Origin of the sequence: Hyalangium versicolor, assembly GCF_020103695.1 — a bacterium.
Classification (GTDB): Bacteria; Myxococcota; Myxococcia; order Myxococcales; family Myxococcaceae; genus Hyalangium; species Hyalangium versicolor.
Map to the genome: position 1 here is coordinate 147,761 of NZ_JAHXBF010000003.1, position 19,813 is coordinate 167,573.

Here is a 19,813-nt window from a genome sequence, read left to right on the forward strand (position 1 = left end):
CGGCGACGTGCGTGTCGCCCTGGAGGGCAGCCCACTTCCGCCGGGAGATCCCGTTATTAACTACAAGTCCTGCCTGTCTCCGGCCGTGGTCGGAGACGATGGTGGATGGTGATCTGGAGAGCGGTGGGCTCGGAGACACTCGGGGGGGGAACCGAGCGCTCTTGATGCGATCGCCACGGAGCCCGGCTCGTAGCCGCAGCCGGTTGGACAAGACCAGAACATGAACCAGAGCGAAGCAGGGGCCGGCCTGCGGCCTCTTACCGTCAGCAAGGCGGAGGGCGGAGCCTTGGCCATTCCAGAGGGCCCAGGTCCCGCCACCATCGGAGCGTCGTCAGCCTTCACTCCCAGCACCAGCGTCCCACCGCCGCTGTCACGCTCCAGCGCGCCGAGAGACACAGGCGCGTCCCTGTCGGGATCCAAGAGCCCGGCACCCTCCGCGCAGGGGGCAGTGCCCGCGCCCGGCACGCGCATCCACCAGTATGAGCTGATCCGCAAGCTGGGCAGCGGCGGGATGGGCACCGTCTTCCTCGCGCGCGATCTGCGGCTGGGCCGGCGCGTGGCCATCAAGTTCCTGCACTCGACGGCGCAGGAGATCACCCGGCGTTTCATTCTGGAGGCCCGGGCTACCGCGCGGTGCAGCCACGAGAACATCGTCGTCATCCACGAAGTGGGCGAGTTCCAGGGCAGCCCCTTCATGGTGCTCGAGTTCCTGCAGGGCCAGTCGCTGCACAAGCTCGTCGGTGGACAGCGCCTGCCGCCCGCGCGGGCCGTGGAGCTGATGGTGCCCGTGGTTCGAGCGCTCGCGTGCGCTCATGCGGAGGGCATCGTCCACCGCGATCTCAAGCCCGACAACATCCTCGTGACGGAGTCCGGCACGCTCAAGGTGTTGGACTTCGGCATCGCCAAGGTGCTCCAGGATCCCTCGCCTGTACCCGAGAGCCCGCCGGGGATGAAGTCTCGTGCGGCTCAGGTGGTGGGAGGCGCCCCGGTGGTGGAGCCGGGGATGGAACTCACGAGCCTGACTCATGACGGCGCCCTCATGGGCACGCTGTCATATATGTCCCCAGAGCAGTGGGGGAACGGTGTCCCGGTCGATCACCGGACCGACATCTGGGCCGTGGGCATCATCCTGTTCCGGATGCTCGCGGGCAGGCACCCGCTGGAGCCACTTCGCGGGCCGCAGCTCGCCATCACGGCGTTCCTCGACGAGACGATGCCGCGCTTGCGCGACGTGGCTCCGGAGGTTCCGGCGGAGGTGGCGGACGTAGTCGATCGCTGCCTGCTCAAACGCAAGGAGGAACGCTTCCCGGATGCACCCGCGCTGCTGCGGGCCCTGGAGCCCTTCCTGCCGGGCCGTTACACCCGCGAGCTGCGCGTGGACGAGAGCCCCTACGCCGGGCTCAGCTCCTTTCAGGAAGCGGACGCGGATCGTTTCTTCGGGCGCTCACGGGAGATCGCCGCGCTGGTGAGCCGGCTGAGAGATCGTCCCCTGATGGCCGTGGTGGGCCCGTCGGGCGCGGGGAAGTCCTCCTTCGTGCGCGCGGGGCTGGTGCCGGTGCTCAAGCGCTCCGGCGAGGCGTGGGAGACACATGTCGTCCGCCCAGGGCGCGATCCGCTGGGCGCCTTGGTCCATCTCCTCGCTCCGCTGGTGACGTCCTCCTCGTCGCTGAACGACGAACTCCGGGAGCACCACAAGCTGGCCGAGCGCCTGCGACAGGAGCCCGGCATTGTGGGTTCGGTGCTGCGAGGCCGTGCTCGCCGCCAGCGCCAGCGCGTCCTCTTGTTCGTCGATCAGTTCGAGGAGCTCTACACGCTCGTTCCGGATGCCCAGGAGCGCCGGGCCTTCACCGCCTGCCTGACAGGCCTCGCGGATGACGCCACCTCGCCGATTCGCGTCGTGCTCTCGCTCCGCTCCGACTTCCTGGACCGGGTGCCTGAGGACGAGCGCTTCATGACCGAGCTCAACCAGGGCCTGTTCTTCCTCGCCATGCCGCAGCGAGAGGGGCTCCAGGACGCGCTGGTGCAACCGGCGGAGATGGCCGGCTACCGCTTCGAGACGCCGGACATGGTGGAGAGCATGCTCCAGCACCTGGAGTCCACCCAGGGCGCGTTGCCGTTGCTCCAGTTCGCGGCCACCCAGCTCTGGGACCGGAGGGAGCAGGCGAGGAAGCTGTTCACCGAGCAGAGCTACCGCGCCATGGGCGGCATTGCTGGCGCGCTGGCCAGCCACGCCGACAGCGTTCTGCACGGCCTCTCTCCTCAGGGGCATGCCCTGGCGCGGGCGATCTTCCTGCGCCTGGTGACGCCCGAGCGCACCCGTGCCCTGGTGACCCTGGAGGAGCTGCACGGGCTCTCGCAGGACACCCACGAGCTCCAGCGAGTGACAGACCAGCTCGTCCAGGCGCGCCTGCTGGTGGTGCAGACAGGAGGCGGCGCGACGGGAGCGACGGTGGAGCTGGTCCACGAGTCGCTCATCCAGGGCTGGCCCACGCTCAAGCACTGGCTGGACGAGAGCCAGGAGGACTCGGCCTTCCTGGAGCAGCTGCGCAACGCGGCTCGGCAGTGGCAGGCCAAGCGCCGGGATGGCGGTCTGCTGTGGCGCGGCGAGATGGTGGAGGAGGCTCGCCGGTTCCAGCGCCGTTACCGAGGCGAGCTCCCCAAGCTGCAGCAGGACTTCCTCAAGGCCGTGTTCGCTCAGGCCGAGAGGGCCGCGCACCGGAGGCGGTCGCTGGCCGTGGGCGCCATCGTGTTCCTGAGCCTCTTGGTGGCCGCCTCGGCGGTGGCGGTGGCGGTGATCCGCAAGGAGCAGCGAACCTCCGAGGAGAACGCGCGCCGGGCGCAAGCCTCCGCGGAGGTGGCGGTTCTAGCGGAGGGACAGGCTCGGCAGAGTCTCACCGAGCTTCGGGCCAAGGAGGAGGAGCGCCAGAAGGCCTTGCAGGAAGCGAAGAAGGCCGGAGAGGAACTGGCCCAGGCCTATGCCCGGCTTCAGCGCACGAATGGGGAGCTGTCCGAGGCACTGGAGAAGGCCCGGTCAGCGGAGGAACGAGCCCAGCTCGCTAGGAAGAGAGCGGATCGCCACGCATGGAAGGAGCGTCTGTCCGCGGAGGAGGCCCGCCGGCTCGCGGCTGAGCTCGAGAAGAAGCGGCAGGAAGATCAGGAACGCATCAACGAGCTCTACAGGCAGCTCGGTGAGCTCGTGCCCGAATTGGAATGAGAGGCATCCCCGATGACCATGAACAGGTTTGTACAGGCCCTCATGATCCTGTTGGCCTTATGGGCGACCCCCGGGCTCGCGCAGTCCTCCGAACTCGTGGTGGAGGACTTGCGCCTCTGGGCTCGGAATGTCTCGCCCGAGGAGCAGCAGGCTGCCATCAAGCTCTTTCATGAGGGCAACACACTTTCGAGGAACGGCCTCTTCTCCAAGGCAGTGGAGAACTACCAGCAGGCGCTCCGGCACTGGGATCACCCCGCCGTCCACTACAACCTGGCCGTGACCCTGCAGAGCCTCGATCGGCCGCTGGAGTTGCATGAGCATCTGACGGCGGCGCTGCGTTACGAGGGCATGCCTCTCGATGAGGGGAAGCGCACCCGAGCCCGTCAGCTCAAGCAGCTCGTCGAGCAGCAGCTCGCGCGGTTGGAGATCCGCTGTGATGTGCCTGGTGCCACGGTGACGATGGGGACAGAGACGGTATGCAACGGATCTGCTCATTTCACTCGCTGGGTTCTTCCCGGGGAATACACCTTTACTCCTGTCAAGGACGGCTACTCCACGGAGTGGAACACCCGGAGACGCTCTCTGCGTCGGGGAGAAAGTGTCTCCGTCAATCTTCATCTGTACACCGACGACGAGCTGAAGATGAGCGATCGCTGGCTACCCAGGTGGGTCCCCTGGGCTGTGCTGGGAGGAAGCGCCGCCATCGCCGCGAGCGGTGGCTGGCTCTACACCCAAGCTCATGATCGCCACCGGCGGTTCGATAGGGCCATTCGGGAGTGCGGCGGTTGTGTACCCGCTTCCGAGACCACGTCCCTTCGCGTCCGCGGAGACCAAATGCAGCGAGGCGCGACAGGGGCCTATATCGCAAGCGGTGCAGCGGTCATCACTGGATTGGTCCTCCTGTATGCCAATCAGGAGCAGACTCGTTACGTCACTGCTGACGTGCACGAGCGGCAACTGAACATCGCGCCCCTGCTCGGTGAGCAGAAGGGCGCGGTCATGACCCTTCACTACTGAGGTATCCCCATGAACCGAATGCCTGCCTTGACGCGGGATGCCACAACTGCGCTCTCGTTGTTACTCCTGTCTCTGGTGTTTCCGGCCTGCTCTGCTACCGAGACAGAGATCTGTTCGTCCGGGATGGTCTGTCCCGCCGGTTGGTCATGCACCGCTGATGGAGAGGCTTGTATTGAAGGCCAATGTGGAGACGGTATCCCGCAGGAGGCAGAGGCTTGCGACGATGGCAACACCCGGGACGGTGACGGGTGCAACGCGACGTGCACCTCCAATGAGAAATGTGGCAACGGCGTGCCGGACCCCGACGAGGCTTGCGATGATGGCAATACAGAGAACGGAGACACTTGCAGCGCTGACTGCAAACAGTCAGCGGAATGTGGCAATCGGAACCTGGATGTGAATGAAGAGTGCGATCCTCCTGGGGATCGCAACGGATATCTCTGTACCAAGGACTGTAAGATTTCTTTCTGTGGCAACGGGCGGACCGAGGGAGATGAGGAGTGCGATGATGGCAATCGCAACGATAATGATTCCTGTCTCAATACCTGTAAGAAGAATACCTGCGGAGATGGTTACCTGAATCCAGACGAGGAGGCGTGCGACGATGGTCCTGCCACTGGCACCCGCACGTGTCCCTATGGCATAAGAGAGTGCGAGGTATGCAACGCTCAGTGCACAGCGAAAGAGCCAGGCACAGGGCCTTACTGTGGAGACGGCGTACAGAACTCCTCTCTCGAAGAATGTGACTTCGGTCAGGCCTGTGGCACGTGCAGCGCTCAGTGCACGCGTGTCAAGGAGCGGCCTGCCACCGGTAAGATCACCGTCGTGGGCAACAATGCTTCAGGGAACAATCTCTCTGAGGGGCACATTTTTGTCATTAGCGACGGCTTCCACCTTCCGGTCATCTTCGAGTTTCTCCACTCTGATGAGGGATATTGCGACGGGGATCAACGTGAGTTCCGCCATTGCTATATCAATTTCAAGGGGAAAGACGATGCATCAACAGTTGCAGGGAACATAGCAAGAATCATCAAGCAGGCGAATGATAGTAACTGGGTTGATGTAAGTGCATCTGTCGTTGGAGGGCTAGATACTGTGCTGCTCCTCAATGATTCGGAGGAGTATAAGGGAACGACAGGAAATCAGCCCTTGCTGACGACTATCCCGGACGGAGCTCTCAGGCGGGAAGGAATGTCCGGTGGAGTTGGGTATGACTGCCCGGAGGGCTCGCCGTGTTTGAATAATGACGATTGCGCGCCCTCTCTCAAGTGTAATTCCAGAAAACGCTGCGTGAGCAAGTGACTCACCAGGAACGGCCACCCAGGAGCGCCCAGCGAAGGAACTCTTCGCGGCAAGTGTGGTTCATTACACCGGCAGATGCCTGGTCTAAAAAGCCGTGATGCCAGGAACCTGGGCGGGGATGGGGTGTGGGGCGCTGGCGCTTTCACCCAATTGGCCCGAATCGTTGTTGCCCCAAGCCCAGAGGGACCCATCGTTCCGCATAGCCAGGGACTGAACGTTGCCCGCCGCCAGGCTGATGAAGTCACTTGAGGTTGAAACCTGGACAGGGGTCGGGCGGCGGGCGGTGGTGCCATCGCCGAGCTGGCCCGAGAGATTGTCTCCCCATGCCCAGAGTTCGCTGTCGTTGCGCATGGCCAAGGCATGAGAAGCGCCTGAGGCCAGGGTGGTGATACGAGACGGGACCAGCGCTTGGACAGGGGTCAGGCGATGAGTGGTCGTCCCATCGCCGAGCTGGCCCCAACTGTTGTTGCCCCACGCCCAGACCGTGCCATCGACGCGTAGCGCCAGGGAGTGTGAATGGCCCGCAGCCAGCAGCTTGATGTTGGCGAGGCCTGAAACCTGGACAGGAGTGAGGTGCGGGGTGGTGCTGCCATCACCGAGTTCGCCGGAGGCGTTGAGCCCCCAGGCCCAGACGGTGCCATCCCTGCGTAAGGCCAGGGAGTGGTAGGTGCCAGCGGCCAGTGCAGTCATGTCAGAGAGGCCAGAGACCTGAATGGGTATGAGGTACCGTGTCTCGGGTCCAGCGCCAAGCTGGCCAGCACTATTGCTTCCCCAGCCCCAAACCGTTCCGTCACTGCGCACGGCCAATGAGTGCTCGGTTCCAGCAGCCAATGAGGTGATGCCCGAGAGCGCTGGAACCTGTACAGGGGCATGGCGATCAAGGGTCGTTCCATCGCCGAGCTGGCCCGAGGTGTTGGCGCCCCAAGCCCAAACAGTGCCATCGCTTCGCAAGGCAAGAGTGTGGGAGTGGCCTGCGGCTATGGCGATGATGCCAGAGAGGCCAGGGACCTGGATGGGTTTGTGGCGGCTGGCGGAGGTGCCATCACCAAGCTGGCCGAAGCCGTTATACCCCCAGCTCCAAACGGTTCCGTCCGCACGCACCACAAAAGAGTCCTGGAATCCACTGGAAAGGGGAGGGCGAACGCAGGGCCTTGTCGAGACAGTGAAGGATCTGCTCGCGGAGAGGTCCTGATCATCCGTGGCTGTGACGGTGACCGTCACCGTACCGTGCGGTGCGCAGTTGCTGCTGAACCATGTTGCGGTGCTGGTGGTTTTGGTGCTCTGAGGGTTTTCAAGAGAGCCTGTGCTTGCAACCCAGGAGAACTGGAGCGAACTGCTCTGGTCATCTTGCGCTGTGACCTGGAACGTGACGGGACTCTCCGTCTCCACGTACAGGGTGGACTGCGAGGACTCAATGATGATGGGAGCGGTGTTGCCAATCACAGCACACCGAGAAGGATATTGTTGGCAGAGTTTCTTGCCTTCCTGCTCGAAGTCAACACAACCGACCATTGCAATCAGCAGCGTCGTGAGGGCAGCAGAAGAGACTCTTCTCCACATGACTTTCGGGCTCATGGCCACGTCCCGTAGACGAAAGCCGATTGACCATTCGTTCCTACTCCCAGCGCTACAGGCTTGGAGGGGGCACTGAACACATACATTCCTGCAGCCGTGAGCAGGCCCGCGGTGCCCGCTCCCATGAGGCTGAGTCCCAGGGTTTGCCAGGTTTGCCCTCGAGAGACACTGCGCTGCACAGCTTCCCTGCTCGCGAGGCCGGGCGAAGCTGTGCGCAAGCGATGGAGCTCGATTCGTGAGAGCGCCCAGGAGATGCCCCCTGTGACCACGAGGCCCCCACCCGCGCCCGCTACGATCGGTGCGTATCTCCTCGGACTTTGAGGAGCAGTCTTTCCCTCCGCAGAGGGAGGCTCCGGTGTCAGAGCCTCAGCCGCAGTTGTTCCCTTGACCTGAGCGCGTACAGACTCGAAATGAGCCTCCACCTTGGGCGAGACCCGAACCGGCAGTGTTGCATCGACGTTCAACGTGAGAGCAGCCCTGAAGGAGGTCGTGCTCTCTGGCCACCGGTTCAACGCTGCCAGGATGATCCCTTCGTAGAGCAGCAGGGTAAGTTCCTGCTCCTGGCTTCGAGTCTCCTCTCGGCCGAGACGGATCTGGTTGAGTGCCCCCTCGTAGTCCAACTCCTTGTAGAGGCGCGCAGCGGAGAGGACGTAGACCTCGGCTGTAGCGGATGGGGCAGCGCGAGCGCTCGAAGTCAGCAGCAAGCAGAGCGCAAGGCTGAGGATGAGTCCGTGGGACGCATCCACGTGACAACGCGGTCGATGCGCAGACGGCCAGAGTGAGCTTGGCATGGAGCCCAGCCACGGTAGGTCGGGCTTCTCATCGGGTCTCTGCCACTGCAGGCGTACTACAGTGCAGGCTCTTACTCGGAGGCGTTCGAGGGCTCTACGGCATGGGGATGGGAGTCGGAGTGAGGTACTGCTGCTGCGCCCCATCGCCCAGTTGGCCGCTCGAGCCCAGGCCCCAGCCCCAGACGGTGCCGTCCTGTTTCAGCGCCAGGGAATATTTGCCCCCCGCGGCGATGGCCGTGACGCCGGTCAGTTCGGAGATTTGAACGGGGACGGGAACGCTTGTCGTCGTCCCGGTGCCGAGCTGGCCGCTATCGTTGAGGCCACAGCTCCAGACCGTGCCGTCCTGACGCCGGGCCAGGGAGTGATAGTCTCCCGCAGCCACATCGGTAACGCTGTCGAGTCCGGCGATGGCCCAAGGTGTGACCCGGTAGGAGCCTAACGTCGCCGTATCTCCGAGCTGGCCATTCCCGTTGAGACCCCAGCTATAGACAGTGCCTTTATCGACGGCCCAGACATGGGCGTAGCCTGCAGCAACGGCCGTAGCGACGACTGAGGCATAGATGAGAGCGGGAGTAGCGCGGTTGGTGGTGCCCTGGGCGTCTCCGAGCTGCCCGTAAATGTTGGAGCCCCAGGTGTAGACAGCGCCGGCAGAGTTGATTGCGACACTGTGCATGGCCATTGGGCCCGACATGAGCGTGCTGACCCCGGAGAGCGTTCCAATAAGGGTAGGGGTAGCGCTCGAGCCGGACGAGCCCGTTCCGAGTTCGCCGGCGGAGTTGTCACCCCAGGCATATGCAGAGCCGCCGACGCGAGCCATTGAGTGGTAGGCTGCGGCTGTGATGCCATTAACGTTGTTCAGCCCGGCGATCACCGTGGGAGTGGGAACGGAAGGACCCGTGCTATTGCCCAGCTGACTGTAGCGATTGGAACCCCAAGATTTGACGGTCTTGTCATTGAGCAGCGCCAGGGAGTGAGTGCCGCCGGCGGAAATCGCGGTGACGTCGGACAGTGCTGGGACTTGAGTGGGAATGGGATGGGAGGCATATGTCCCGTCGCCCAACTGGCCGCTCGTGCCCGTTCCCCAGGCCCAGACCGTGCCGTCGGTGCGCAGGGCCAACGCGTGGCTGCCCCCTGCGGAGATGGCTTTGACTTCGGTCAGGCCCTGGATGCGTGTCGGCTTGAGGCGCTGGAGCGGGTAGCCGAGCTGGCCATTGAGATTGTTTCCCCAGCCCAGGAAGGAGCCGTCGGTCCGCACGGCCAGAGAGTGAGAGGCGCCAGAGGCAAGGGCGATGACGCTTTCCAGTCCAGGGACCGCCGTAGGAGACAGACGCGTGAGCGTGGAACCCTCCCCCAGCTGGCCGTTCGTGTTGGTGCCCCAGGCCACGATTGTCCCGTTGCTCCTCAGGGCCAGCGAGTGGATGGAGCCTGCGGCAAGGGCGATGGCGTCAGTCAGGCCCGTGACCGGCACGGGAGTGGATTGGATGGTAGGGGTGGCCCCATTACCAAGCTGACCGTTGGATCCAGGGCCCCACGCACGGACTTGGCCGTTGGCGAGCAGCGCGAGGGAGTGGTAGTCCCCTGCGGAAATCGAGGTGATGTTGTTCAAGCCCGAGACAGTGGTGGGTTCCATGTGCTGCGTGGTCGTGCCATCACCGAGCTGGCCATACGTGTTGTCACCCCACGCCTGGACGGTACCAGCCGGGGTCAGGGCAAGTGAGTGACGGCGACCTGCCGAGATGGCCTTGATCCCAGGCAGGTTCAACTGATGCGGAGAGGTCCGGTTCGTTGTCGTCCCGTCGCCGAGCTGCCCATAGCTGTTGTCTCCCCAGGCCCAGATCTTCTCGGTGGCGTCCAGCGCCAGGGAGTGGGTGGCACCGGCCGCGAGGGCTTTGATGCCGGAGAGATCGAGCACCTTGGGCGTGGTGCTGTTTCCAGGTGGGGTAACGCCAAGCTGCCCCTGTGCATCGCTGCCCCAGGTCCACACCGTTCCATTCGCCCGCAGGGCCATCGAGTGCGCGGTACCGGCGGCAATGGCGATGATGCTGTCCAGCCCTTGCACCTGCATGGGAGTCGCACGGTCGGTCGTGGTCCCATCGCCGAGCTGCCCCTGGCCGTTCTTCCCCCAACTCCACACGGTACCGTCCGCGCGCAAGGCCAGTGAGTGGTCAGCACTGGAGGCCACGGTGGGGCTCGGGCAGGGGTTGGCCGTGAGCGTGAACGTCTTCGAGTCGGTGTCCCCGCGCTCGTCAGTGACGGTGACGGTGACGGTGACGGTGCCGCCGACGCCACAGGGGGGCGCCTTCCAGGTCAGCTCGCTGTGCGTGGCGGAGTTCGTCGGGCTCCCGAACTCTCCAGCGCCCGTCCAGGAGAAGCTCAGCGTGGGGCTCTCGGCGTCCTGTGCCTCCACGGAGAAGGTCACCGCGTCGTGCGCCATCACGCTGTCTGCTGACTGGTTGGAGCCGATGATGGTGGGCCGGGTATTGGGCGGCAGGCCCGCGTCTGGCTCGCCGCCAGCGTCGCTCCCACAGCGAGCGGGATTGCGCTGACAGAAGGCTTCTCCCTCGTGATTGAAGTCAGCGCAGCCCGTGACGACGGTGAGCACCATCGTCACGAGAACTCCCGCAAAGGCTCGAGTGGGTCGTGGCATCGAGCCCGTCAACTTACCAACACGTGTCGTGAGGACAATTTCGCTTTTCGTGAAGGCTGGGCCTACTTCTTACGGAACAGCGCCTCCGCCGCCGAGACCATCGCGTCCTTGCTCTCCTTGGCGTGCAGGCCGCCCTCGCCGATCTGGAACAGCTCGCAGAAGTTCGCCGAGTCCTTGTCTCCCGGCACGTCCGCGAAGGGCTCCTTGCACTCCTTGGCCACGCCCGGATCGAAGTGCCGGCAGTTGCGACACGAGTGCAGCTCCTCGCCGCAGTGCGGACACGTGTCGCGCCGCCCCACCTGGTTCCCGATGATCTCCAGCCGCTTCCCGCAGTGCGCGCAGCCCGTCATGGCACCTCCCGCGAGGCGCCATCTTGCCAGTGCCGCGCAACCCGCGGCGAGCGCTCAGCGGTTCGGAGTCGCCACCAGCCCAGGCGCGCTCTTCGGGGAAGCGGGCACCGGAGCCGTGGCCAGATCGTGCGGCTCCTCGGCGACCGCGTCATCCAACTGCGAGTTCAGCCGCCGCAGCAGGTAGAGCATGTACGCCACCAACCCGGCGATCGCTCCACCCATCAGCCCCAGCATCTGCCCGCGCTGCCACACGTGCGCGCGCTCCATCACCGCGCGCCGCGCCGCGAACGTCTTCAGCTGCGCGTCCGCCACCGTGTTGTCCAGCTTCTCGGCGTACTCGATGGCCTGCGCGTTGCCGCGCTCCATCAGCCAGCGCGCCTCCGAGTCCAGGTTCGCCTTGCGCGAGTAGCAGAACCCGGCACTTCCCACGCACACGAGGGAGACGCAGACGGCTGCCACTACGCTACGGGAACCCATGGACCCTCCGATGCGCCCAAAAGCGCGGGATATCCTACACCCGCTTCCGCCCAACACTTCCCCGAGGACAGTCCGGAATGCTAGGGACGCCCTCCGTTATGGGCAAGCCCTACCGTCCGAAAGACCACTATTTCCAGAAAGCCAAGCAAGAGGGGCTGAGGGCTCGCTCCGCTTTCAAGGTGGACGAGATCCTCAAGCGCTTCCCGGTTGTGAGGAAAGGTGGGGCCATCCTCGACCTCGGTGCGGCTCCGGGGGGCTTCCTGCAGATCCTCGCGGACGCGGTGGGCCCGTCCGGGCGGGTGGTGGGCGTGGACATTGTCGCCATCCGGCCCTTCAGCCAGAAGCACGTGACGACGGCCGTGCTGGACGTGCTCGCCGACGACTTCGACGCGAAGCTGCTGGCGCTCTACGAGGGCCCGTATGATGCGGTGATCTCGGACATGGCGCCGAAGACGAGCGGCATCAAAGCCACGGATGAGGCGCGCAGCCTGCGGCTGGCGGGCAAGGCGCTGGAGGTGGCGGTGGCGCGCGGGCGGCCGGGCTCGCACTTCGTGGCCAAGCTGTTCATGGGCGGCGACTTCGAGGAGTTTCGCGCCCAGGTCCGCTCGCACTACGAGGACGTGAAGGTGGTGCGCCCCGAGGCCACCCGGGGCGCGAGCATGGAGGTGTACCTGGTGGGGCTGCGCTTGAAGGCCGCTGCGCCCTGAGCGTCAACCCTTCTGCTGCGTGGGGGGCTCGGGCGCCGGGCCGGCCCCCAGCCACTGCGGGTTCTGGACGGTGCCGTCGAACTGGTGGCTCGTCTTGTACTTCTCGAACTTGCCTTCCTTGGCCGCCTTTTCCGTCTTGGCCAGCAGCCCGGACACATCCTTCTCGGACAGCGGCTTGAACTCGCGCGCGGCCTTGAGCGCCTGGTCGAGCCGGTCCATCGAATCCATGCCGGTGATGACCACGCTGACCGGGAGCGACAGGCTGTAGCGCAGGCACTCGGGCGCGGACACGGTCTTGCTCTCGAGGATGAGCTTGGAGCCCATGGGCTTCATGCCCAGCACGCCGATCTCCTCGCGGACGAGCTCGGGCAGCACGCGCTTCTCGAAGCTGTCGAAGTGCGCGTCCATCACATTGAGCGGCATCTGCACCGTGTCGAAGCGGAACCCGTGCTTCTTCGCCGCCTCGAGCATCTTCAGGTGGATGGCGGGAGACTTGTGGCCGGTGAAGCCCAGGAAGCGCGCCTTGCCTGCCTTGCGCGCCTCGACCATCGCCTCGATCGCTCCGCCCCGAGCGAAGGCGCGGTCCGGATCATTGTCGCGAATCACCTCGTGCAATTGCAGCAGGTCGAGGTGGTCCGTCTGGAGACGCTTGAGGGATTCGTTGATCTGGGCCTCGGCCGTCTTCTTGTCCCGGCCGTCGATCTTCGTCATCAGGAAGGCCTTGGCGCGGTAGCCGTCCTGGAGGGCCTTGCCCATCCGGATCTCGCTCTGCCCGTCGTTGTAGTCCCAGCAGTTGTCCAGGAAGTTGATCCCGTTGTCGAGCGCCTTGCGGATGATCTGGATGCTCTCGTTCTCGTCCCTCTGGATGCCGATGTGGAAGCCGCCAACGCCGATGCAGGAGATCTGCTCTCCGGTGCGCCCCAGCTTCCGGCGAGGGAAGGCCGCTGCCTGCGATGGTGGGGTGGCGGCGGCGAAGGCGCTGGGGGCGACCAGGAGCGCGAGGGTGGCGTCGAGAAATTCTCTGCGGTTCATGCGGTGTCCTCCGGCTGCGCGAGGAGGCTGCTCGCGGAGGGAGAGGAGCCGCAACCCGTCTTTCGTTGAGCGGGCGACGGGGCTGAGGAGAGCGTCGGGCGCTGCACGCGTTCGCCCACACAACTGTCTCGTGAGTCACACCCGCGCATGCGTAGAGTAGCGGCATGGCAACGCTCCATCGGCAACAGGTGCTCCTCTCATTCCTCCTCTTCTTCCTCGTCGCCGCTCCGGACACGGCGCTCGCGCAGGCCAAGGCGCCTCCTTCGTGGGAGCAGATCGAACAGCTCGCCAACGATCAGCAGTTGGCGGCTGCTCTCGAGGGCGTCGAGGCCCGGCTGGCGCAGGCTCGGGAGAAGGCAGACGAGAACGAGTGGGCCAGGGCGCTCGTCCGCACGGTGCAGTTGCGCACGGGGCTCCATGGCTACGACACGGCGGTACGCTTCCTGCGCGATCAGCCCTGGCCGAAGGGACTGCTGCCTCGTACGGCGGTGCAGCTCTACTATGCCCAGACGCTCGTCAGCTACACCGAGGCCTACGGCTGGGAGATACGCCAGCGCGAGCGCGTCGTCTCCTCCGGGCCGGTGGATCTCAAGAGCTGGAGTTTCGATCAGATCATTGGAGAGGCCAACCGCACCTACGCCGAGGTGTGGAAGGCTCGCGATCAGCTGGGTGCCACTCAGGTCCAGTCCTTCTCCACGTTCCTTCTGCCGAATACCTATCCCGCGGGCATCCGGAGCACGCTGCGGGATGCGGTCACGTACCTGTGGGCGGCGATCCTCGCGGACAGCTCGGTCTGGAGCCCCGAGCAGTCGCAGGGGCTGTATCAGCTCGATCTCCGCGTGCTGCTCGAGGGAACGCCTCGCGTCGATCTAGGGGATCCGGCTGTCCACCCCCTGATGAAGATCGCCACCATTCTCGGAGACCTGGAGGCCTGGCACCGCGGGGCGGCTCGGCGCGAGGCGGAGTTGGAGGCGCGGCTCACGCGTGTTTCATACCTCCACGGGGCCTTCTCGCAGGCCGATGATCGCACGCGCATCCGCCAGCACCTGGCGGCCTTTCTGGAGGGCTTCCGGAAAGTGCCCTGGTGGGCGATGGGACAGGGCCTGCTGGCGGAGCTCGAGCGCCAGGTGGACCATCGGGTGCGAGCGCATCGGCTGGCGGAGGCAGGGGCCTCGGCCTATCCGCAGACCCTGGGAGGCCAACGCTGCGCCTCGATCTTGAGCGAGCTGGACTCGGCGGACTTCTCCCTCACGGGGATGACCTCGGATGGCCCGCAGCGCCGCTCGATCGAGTTGACGCACCGCAATCTGCCCATCCTGTACTTCCGCGCGTACCCCTACGATCTCGAGAAGCTGGTGACGCAGGGGACCGGTATGGACTTGATGCCCGACAGCAAGTTGCTGCTCGAGGCGATCCAGAAGCAGAAGCCCGCGGCCTCGTGGAGCGTGGCGCTGCCCGCGACGACGGACTTCCGGGACCACCGCACCTTCATCACTCCCCCCCTCCTGCAGCGGGGGACCTATTTCATCGCCGCCTCCGTGCGAGAGGACTTCAGCTCGAAGGACAATGACGTGCGTGGGGTGCTGATGACAGTGACTCCCTACACCCTCACCACCAGCGAGCAGGGGCGCCGCGTGGAGGTCCGGGTGGTGCAGGGCGAGACGGGCCTGCCTGTTGGCGGTGTAGAGGTGCGCCTCTTCCTTCAGAACTATGAGGGGCGCCGCCGCCGGGAGGTGCAGCGCGTCCAGACCAATGCCCAGGGCGAGGCGGTGTTCACCCAAACGATGGGAGAGCAATACGAGACCTTCCTCGTCATGGCGGGCCGGGGGCGGGATGCCCTGGTGCAGTTCGATCACGTGGTCTTCTACGAGCGCGATGATGAGCCGCCCAACACGCAAGTCCTCATCTTCACCGACCGGAGCGTCTACCGGCCGCTCCAGAAGTTGTTGTGGAAGGTGGTGGCCTACCAGGGAAACTCCGAGCAGACGCGCTTCAAGGTCCAGCCGAACGCCTCGGTGACGGTGTCTCTGCGCGATCCCAACGGAGAGGCCGTCGAGCAGCGCGTGGTGCGTACCAACAGCTTCGGCTCCGCGTCGGGCGAGTTCACCATCCCCGCGGGCCGGGTGCTCGGGGCGTGGAGTGTCTCCACGGAGCCTTGGAGCAACGCGCAGGTTCGGGTGGAGGAGTACAAGCGGCCGACGTTCGAGGTGACGCTGAAGGATGCGGACTCGGCGGTGAGGCTCAACCGGCCCGCCACCTTCCGTGGCGAGGCGCGGTACTACTTCGGGCTGCCGGTGGTAAACGGCTCGGTGCGCTGGCGCGCGTACCGCGAGCCCATCATCCCCTACTACTTGTGGGGCGGCGGTTCTTACCGGGGGAGGATCTCCATGGTCGGCAGTCAGATCGTGGCCTCCGGTACCTCCGCGCTGAAGGAGGATGGTTCCTTCCAGATCACCTTCACGCCCGAGGCGGATGAGCGGGAGGCGAAGTCCCTGCCGATCACCTGGCGCTATCGTGTCGAAGCCGATGCCACGGATGAGGGCGGAGAGACGCGCTCGGCGAGCCGTTCCTTCCGGCTGGGCTTCGTCTCGGTGGAGGCCCAGATCGAGGCCGACGTGAACTTCTTCGTCGAGGGCGAGCCCGCGGAGGTACGGGTGACACGCTCCAACCTGGATGGCGTGCCGCAGCCGGGCAAGGGGAGCTGGCAGATCGTGGCCCTTCAGCAGCCCGCGCAGCCGCTGCTCCCCGCGGAGGAGCCTGTCGACCCCTCACTCGAACCGCAACCAGAGGGAGCGGAGGAGCGCATCACCACGCCGGGAGATCTGCTCCGGCGCCGCTGGGAGTGGAACTTCGCTCCCGCGAGCACGCTGCACCGATGGGCGGCGGGAGCCGAGCAGGCGAAGGGCTCGGCGGAGCATGACGCGCAGGGGTTGGCGCGGTTGAAGCTGCCGAACCTGCAGGCAGGGGCCTATCGGCTCCAGTACGAGACGGTGGATGCCTTCGGACAGAAGTTCACCACCTCGCAGGACTTCGTCGTCGCGGGCACGAACGCCCCCGTCGCATTGCCCGCGATGTTGCAGCTCGAGCGGGGCACCGTGAGGGTGGGGGAGAAGGCGCGGGTACTCGCGTTCTCCGGCTTCCAGGGACAGCCGCTGCTCCTGGACGTGTATCAGGGCGACAAGCGGATCCAGCGGCGCCAGCTCACGGGGATGAAGGCTCCCGCGGTCATCGAGATTCCCGTGACGGAAGCGCTGCGCGGGGGCTTCTCCGTGTCGCTGGTGGGCGTGAGGGACTACCAGCTGATGCATTTTGCGGAATCCGTGATCGTCCCGTTCGATGACAAGGAGCTGACCCTCGAGTTCAGCACCTTCCGGGATCTGTTGCGGCCAGGAGCCAAGGAGACGTGGCGTGTGACGGTGCGAGGGCCCAAGGGGGCCAAGGTCGAAGCCGGAACCGCTGAGCTGCTCGCGTACATGTACGACCAGTCATTGGATCTCTTCGCGCCTCACCGGCCGCCCTCGGTGAGCGATCTCTATCGCCAGCGAGATTCGGGTGTGGGGATGAACTCCTCTCTAAGCGCCGCCGATGCCCACTGGATCACGGTCAGCGGGAACCTGGGGCGGGGGAAGGGGTGGAGCCGGCCCGATGAGGATCGCCTCATCTCCGTCGATAACTACGGGGTGGGTGGACCCGGAAGCCGGCGGGGGCTCGAGATGAAGCGACGGGAGATCATCCAGATCATCAAGGGGAGCCCGTCCGCCAGCCGTGATTCGACGGTCACCGCGTCTCCTGCGCCGCCTCCGCCTCCGCCGGCTCCCATGAGCGCCGAAAAGAGCAACGATGCCCGGACGCAGGCGGGCATCCTGGCCTCCGTGTCAGGGGGAGGTGCGCCCAATGCGCCTCAGGAGCCGCTGCGCTCGAACTTCGCGGAGACGGCCTTCTGGATTCCCCAACTGCTGACGGGGCCGGACGGCTCGGCGACGCTGGAGTTCACCGTGCCGGACTCGGTGACGGCCTGGAGCGCCTGGGTGCATGCGATCACGCGGGATTTCAAGGGGGGCTCCGTCCAGCGCACGACGCGCAGTGTGAAGGAGCTGATGGTGCGCCCCTATGTCCCGCGCTTCCTGCGGGAGGGGGACAAGGCCGTGCTGGAGGTGGTGATCAACAACGCCAGCCAGCAGAAGCAGCAGGGCACTCTCACGCTCGATATCGTGGATCCCGAGACGGAGAAGAGCGTGCTCTCCCGCTTCGGCGTCACCAGCGCCAACCAGCCGTTCACGGTGGAGCCAGGGAAGGGGACCTCGCTGCGCTTCACGCTGGCGGCTCCCGCGCAGGTGGGGACGGTGGCCTTCAAGGTCTCCGCGCGTGCCGGCAACCTGGGGGATGGAGAGCAGCGCCCGTTGCCCGTGCTGCCTGGGCGCATGCACCTGTCCCAGTCGCGCTTCGTCACGCTGCACGACAAGGATCGCAAGGAGCTGACGTTCGAGGATCTGCGGCGCAATGACGATCCGAGCCGCATCAACGAGCAGCTCGTCGTCACCGTGGATGCCCAGCTCTTCTACTCGGTGCTCCAGGCGCTGCCGTACCTGGTGGAGTACCCCTACGAGTGCACGGAGCAGACGCTCAATCGCTTCGTCTCCTCGGGCATCGTCTCGAGCCTCTACGGGCAGTACCCGGCGGTGGCGAAGATGGCGAAGCAGATGAGCGAGCGCCCCACGCGCTTCGAGACATGGGACGCGGTGGACGCGAACCGGAAGATGACGTTGGAGGAGACGCCCTGGCTGCAGGAGGCGAGGGGTGGGCCGGAGACAGACCTCCGGATGTTGAAGGTGCTGGATCCCGCGGTGGCGAGCGCCGAGCGTGCGTCCGCGCTGGCGAAGCTGCAGAAAGCGCAGACAGCGAGCGGCGGTTTCCCCTGGTGGCCGGGAGGCCCGCCGTCTCCCTACATGACGCTCTATATCGTCCACGGGTTGGCACGGGCCTCGGAGTACAAGGTGGGCTTCTCTCCGGACATGACCCAGCGGGCCTGGGGCTACTTGACCCAGGTCTTCCGCGATGAGTACGCGACCAAGCTGATGAAGGAGGAGCTGGGTTGGGAGTTCCTCACCTTCCTCAACTACGTGGCCTCCAGCTACCCGGACCCGACCTATACGGGCAATGCGCTCACGCCAGACGAGCGCAAGCGCATCCTCGACTTCAGCTTCAAGCACTGGAAGGACCACTCGCCGTACTTGAAGGGTTATCTGGCGCTGACGCTCAAGCGGGCCGGGCGAGAGAAGGATGCGGACCTGGTGTGGGCGAGCGTGATGGACTCGGCGAAGACGAGCCCGGAGCTGGGCACGTACTGGGCGCCCGAGGATCGGAGCTGGCTCTGGTACAACGACACCACCGAGACGCATGCCTTCGCGCTGCGCACGCTCACGGAGCTGAAGCCGAAGGACTCGCGGCGGGACGGGCTGGTGCAGTGGCTGCTGCTGGACAAGAAGCTCAACCACTGGAAGTCCACGCGGGCCACGGCCGAGGCGCTCTACGCGCTGGTGAAGTACCTGGAGCAAGAGGGCGCGCTCGGGATCCGCGAGGACGCGAAGGTGACGGTGGGAGACAAGACGGTGGAGTTCGCCTTCGAGCCGGACAAGTACACGGGGAAGAAGAACCAGGTGGTCATCCCCGGGCCCGAGGTGGATCCCGTGAAGAGCAGCAAGGTGGTGGTGGAGAAGACGGCGAAGGGGTTCGCGTTCGCCTCGGCCACCTGGCAGTTCTCCACGGAGAAGCTGCCCACGGAGGATCGAGGGGACTTCTTCCAGGTGTCTCGCCGCTACTTCGTGCGCGTGAGCGAGGGCCGGGAGTCCACGCTGCGGCCGCTGGCCGAGGGCGCGAAGCTGGCGCCGGGGGATGAGGTGGAGGTGCAGATCTCGCTGCGCTCGAAGCACGAGGCCGAGTACGTGCACCTGAGGGATCCGCGCGCGGCGGGACTCGAGCCGGAGAACGCGGTGTCCCGCCACAAGTGGGATCTGGGCATCGTCTGGTACGAGGAGACGCGGGACTCGGGGACGAACTTCTTCTTCGAGCGGCTGCCAGCGGGCGAGTACACGTTCAAGTACCGGCTGCGGGCGAACATGGCGGGCACGTTCCGCGTGGGGCCGGCCACGGTGCAGTCCATGTACGCTCCCGAGTTCACGGCCTACTCCACGGGTGCGATGCTCACCGTGGGCAGCGCCCGGCCGTGATGGGGAACAGAGAGGGGAGGCTGTCCTCGCGTGGCTCCCTGCTGCCGAGCCGCTCGCGCTGAGCCCTGGCTGCCTCCCCTCGGTGGTTCCTCCCTTGTTTCGAGGTCCCTCTCACCCAAGGTTTGGGTGGAAGTGGATCAACCAGGGAGGTTCGGCCATGTTCAAGCGATGGATGGTGTTGGGCGCGGTCGCTTCCGCGCTGGTGCTCGCGGGCTGTCGGGATCAGAACCGGGAAGCGGGTCGCCGTTATGGCGCTCAGCCGAGTCAGACGCAGGGCACGGGCGGAGCGGGCCAGAGCACGGGTGAGACCGGCGCGAGCGGCAACGTCGGAAGCAACTCGCAGACCGGAGCGACACAAGGCAGCGGTGGAGACACGGGCTCGTCTGGCACCCAGGACACAGGCAACAAGTAGCCCTGCGAACGGGCGCTCCTGACGTTCCCCGCGGAGCCCGAAGCGAGCAATGGCCTCGGGCT

At 65.5% G+C, this 19,813-nt stretch carries 11 protein-coding genes; 6 read left to right on the forward strand and 5 right to left on the reverse strand.

The features are described from left to right. Nucleotides 1-220 precede the first annotated feature (220 nt). The 3 genes from KY501_RS07055 (at nt 221) to KY501_RS54620 (ending at nt 5,533) form a co-directional block, all read left to right on the forward strand. Complete coding sequence (locus KY501_RS07055; RefSeq protein WP_224361853.1) at nt 221-3,214, forward strand: serine/threonine-protein kinase; 2,994 nt, start codon at nt 221-223, stop codon at nt 3,212-3,214. Nucleotides 3,215-3,232: 18 nt separating this feature from the next. Beyond that, entirely contained in the window at nt 3,233-4,231 is a 999-nt protein-coding gene (locus KY501_RS07060) for a hypothetical protein (protein ID WP_224361855.1), read from the forward strand. Nucleotides 4,232-4,354: 123 nt separating this feature from the next. Further along, the gene (locus KY501_RS54620) at nt 4,355-5,533 is read left to right on the forward strand and encodes a DUF4215 domain-containing protein (protein ID WP_507236553.1); all 1,179 of its coding nucleotides are present in this window, start codon (nt 4,355-4,357) and stop codon (nt 5,531-5,533) included. Between the two features lie 84 nt (nt 5,534-5,617). Here KY501_RS54620 and KY501_RS07075 read toward each other — a convergent pair whose 3' ends face one another. The 4 genes from KY501_RS07075 to KY501_RS07090 all read right to left on the reverse strand — a co-directional run bounded on the left by KY501_RS07075 (nt 5,618) and on the right by KY501_RS07090 (nt 11,373). Then, on the reverse strand, nt 5,618-7,108 hold the full coding sequence (locus KY501_RS07075) for an RCC1 domain-containing protein (RefSeq protein WP_224361856.1): 1,491 nt from the start codon (nt 7,106-7,108) through the stop codon (nt 5,618-5,620). 885 nt (nt 7,109-7,993) lie between these two features. Next, nucleotides 7,994-10,504 (reverse strand): RCC1-like domain-containing protein, encoded by a 2,511-nt coding sequence (locus tag KY501_RS07080; protein ID WP_224362332.1) that lies wholly within the window; start codon nt 10,502-10,504, stop codon nt 7,994-7,996. A gap of 104 nt (nt 10,505-10,608) precedes the next feature. Further along, the gene (locus tag KY501_RS07085) at nt 10,609-10,896 is read right to left on the reverse strand and encodes a hypothetical protein (protein WP_224361858.1); all 288 of its coding nucleotides are present in this window, start codon (nt 10,894-10,896) and stop codon (nt 10,609-10,611) included. 54 nt (nt 10,897-10,950) lie between these two features. Next, nucleotides 10,951-11,373, reverse strand: a complete 423-nt coding sequence (locus KY501_RS07090) for a hypothetical protein (RefSeq protein ID WP_224361859.1) — start codon at nt 11,371-11,373, stop codon at nt 10,951-10,953. 77 nt (nt 11,374-11,450) lie between these two features. On the opposite strand from KY501_RS07090, the gene KY501_RS07095 reads away from it, so the two are divergent. Next, the gene (locus KY501_RS07095) at nt 11,451-12,080 is read left to right on the forward strand and encodes an SAM-dependent methyltransferase (RefSeq protein WP_224361861.1); all 630 of its coding nucleotides are present in this window, start codon (nt 11,451-11,453) and stop codon (nt 12,078-12,080) included. 3 nt (nt 12,081-12,083) lie between these two features. Here the strand turns inward: KY501_RS07095 and KY501_RS07100 are convergent, their stop codons facing one another. Further along, nucleotides 12,084-13,112, reverse strand: coding sequence for an aldo/keto reductase (locus KY501_RS07100; RefSeq protein WP_224361863.1), 1,029 nt, complete (start codon nt 13,110-13,112; stop codon nt 12,084-12,086). A gap of 164 nt (nt 13,113-13,276) precedes the next feature. On the opposite strand from KY501_RS07100, the gene KY501_RS07105 reads away from it, so the two are divergent. Together KY501_RS07105 and KY501_RS07110 are read left to right on the forward strand one after the other, a co-directional pair. Further along, nucleotides 13,277-19,339, forward strand: a complete 6,063-nt coding sequence (locus KY501_RS07105) for an alpha-2-macroglobulin family protein (protein WP_224361864.1) — start codon at nt 13,277-13,279, stop codon at nt 19,337-19,339. Nucleotides 19,340-19,496: 157 nt separating this feature from the next. Next, nucleotides 19,497-19,751, forward strand: coding sequence for a hypothetical protein (locus KY501_RS07110; RefSeq protein ID WP_224361866.1), 255 nt, complete (start codon nt 19,497-19,499; stop codon nt 19,749-19,751). Nucleotides 19,752-19,813 lie beyond the last annotated feature (62 nt).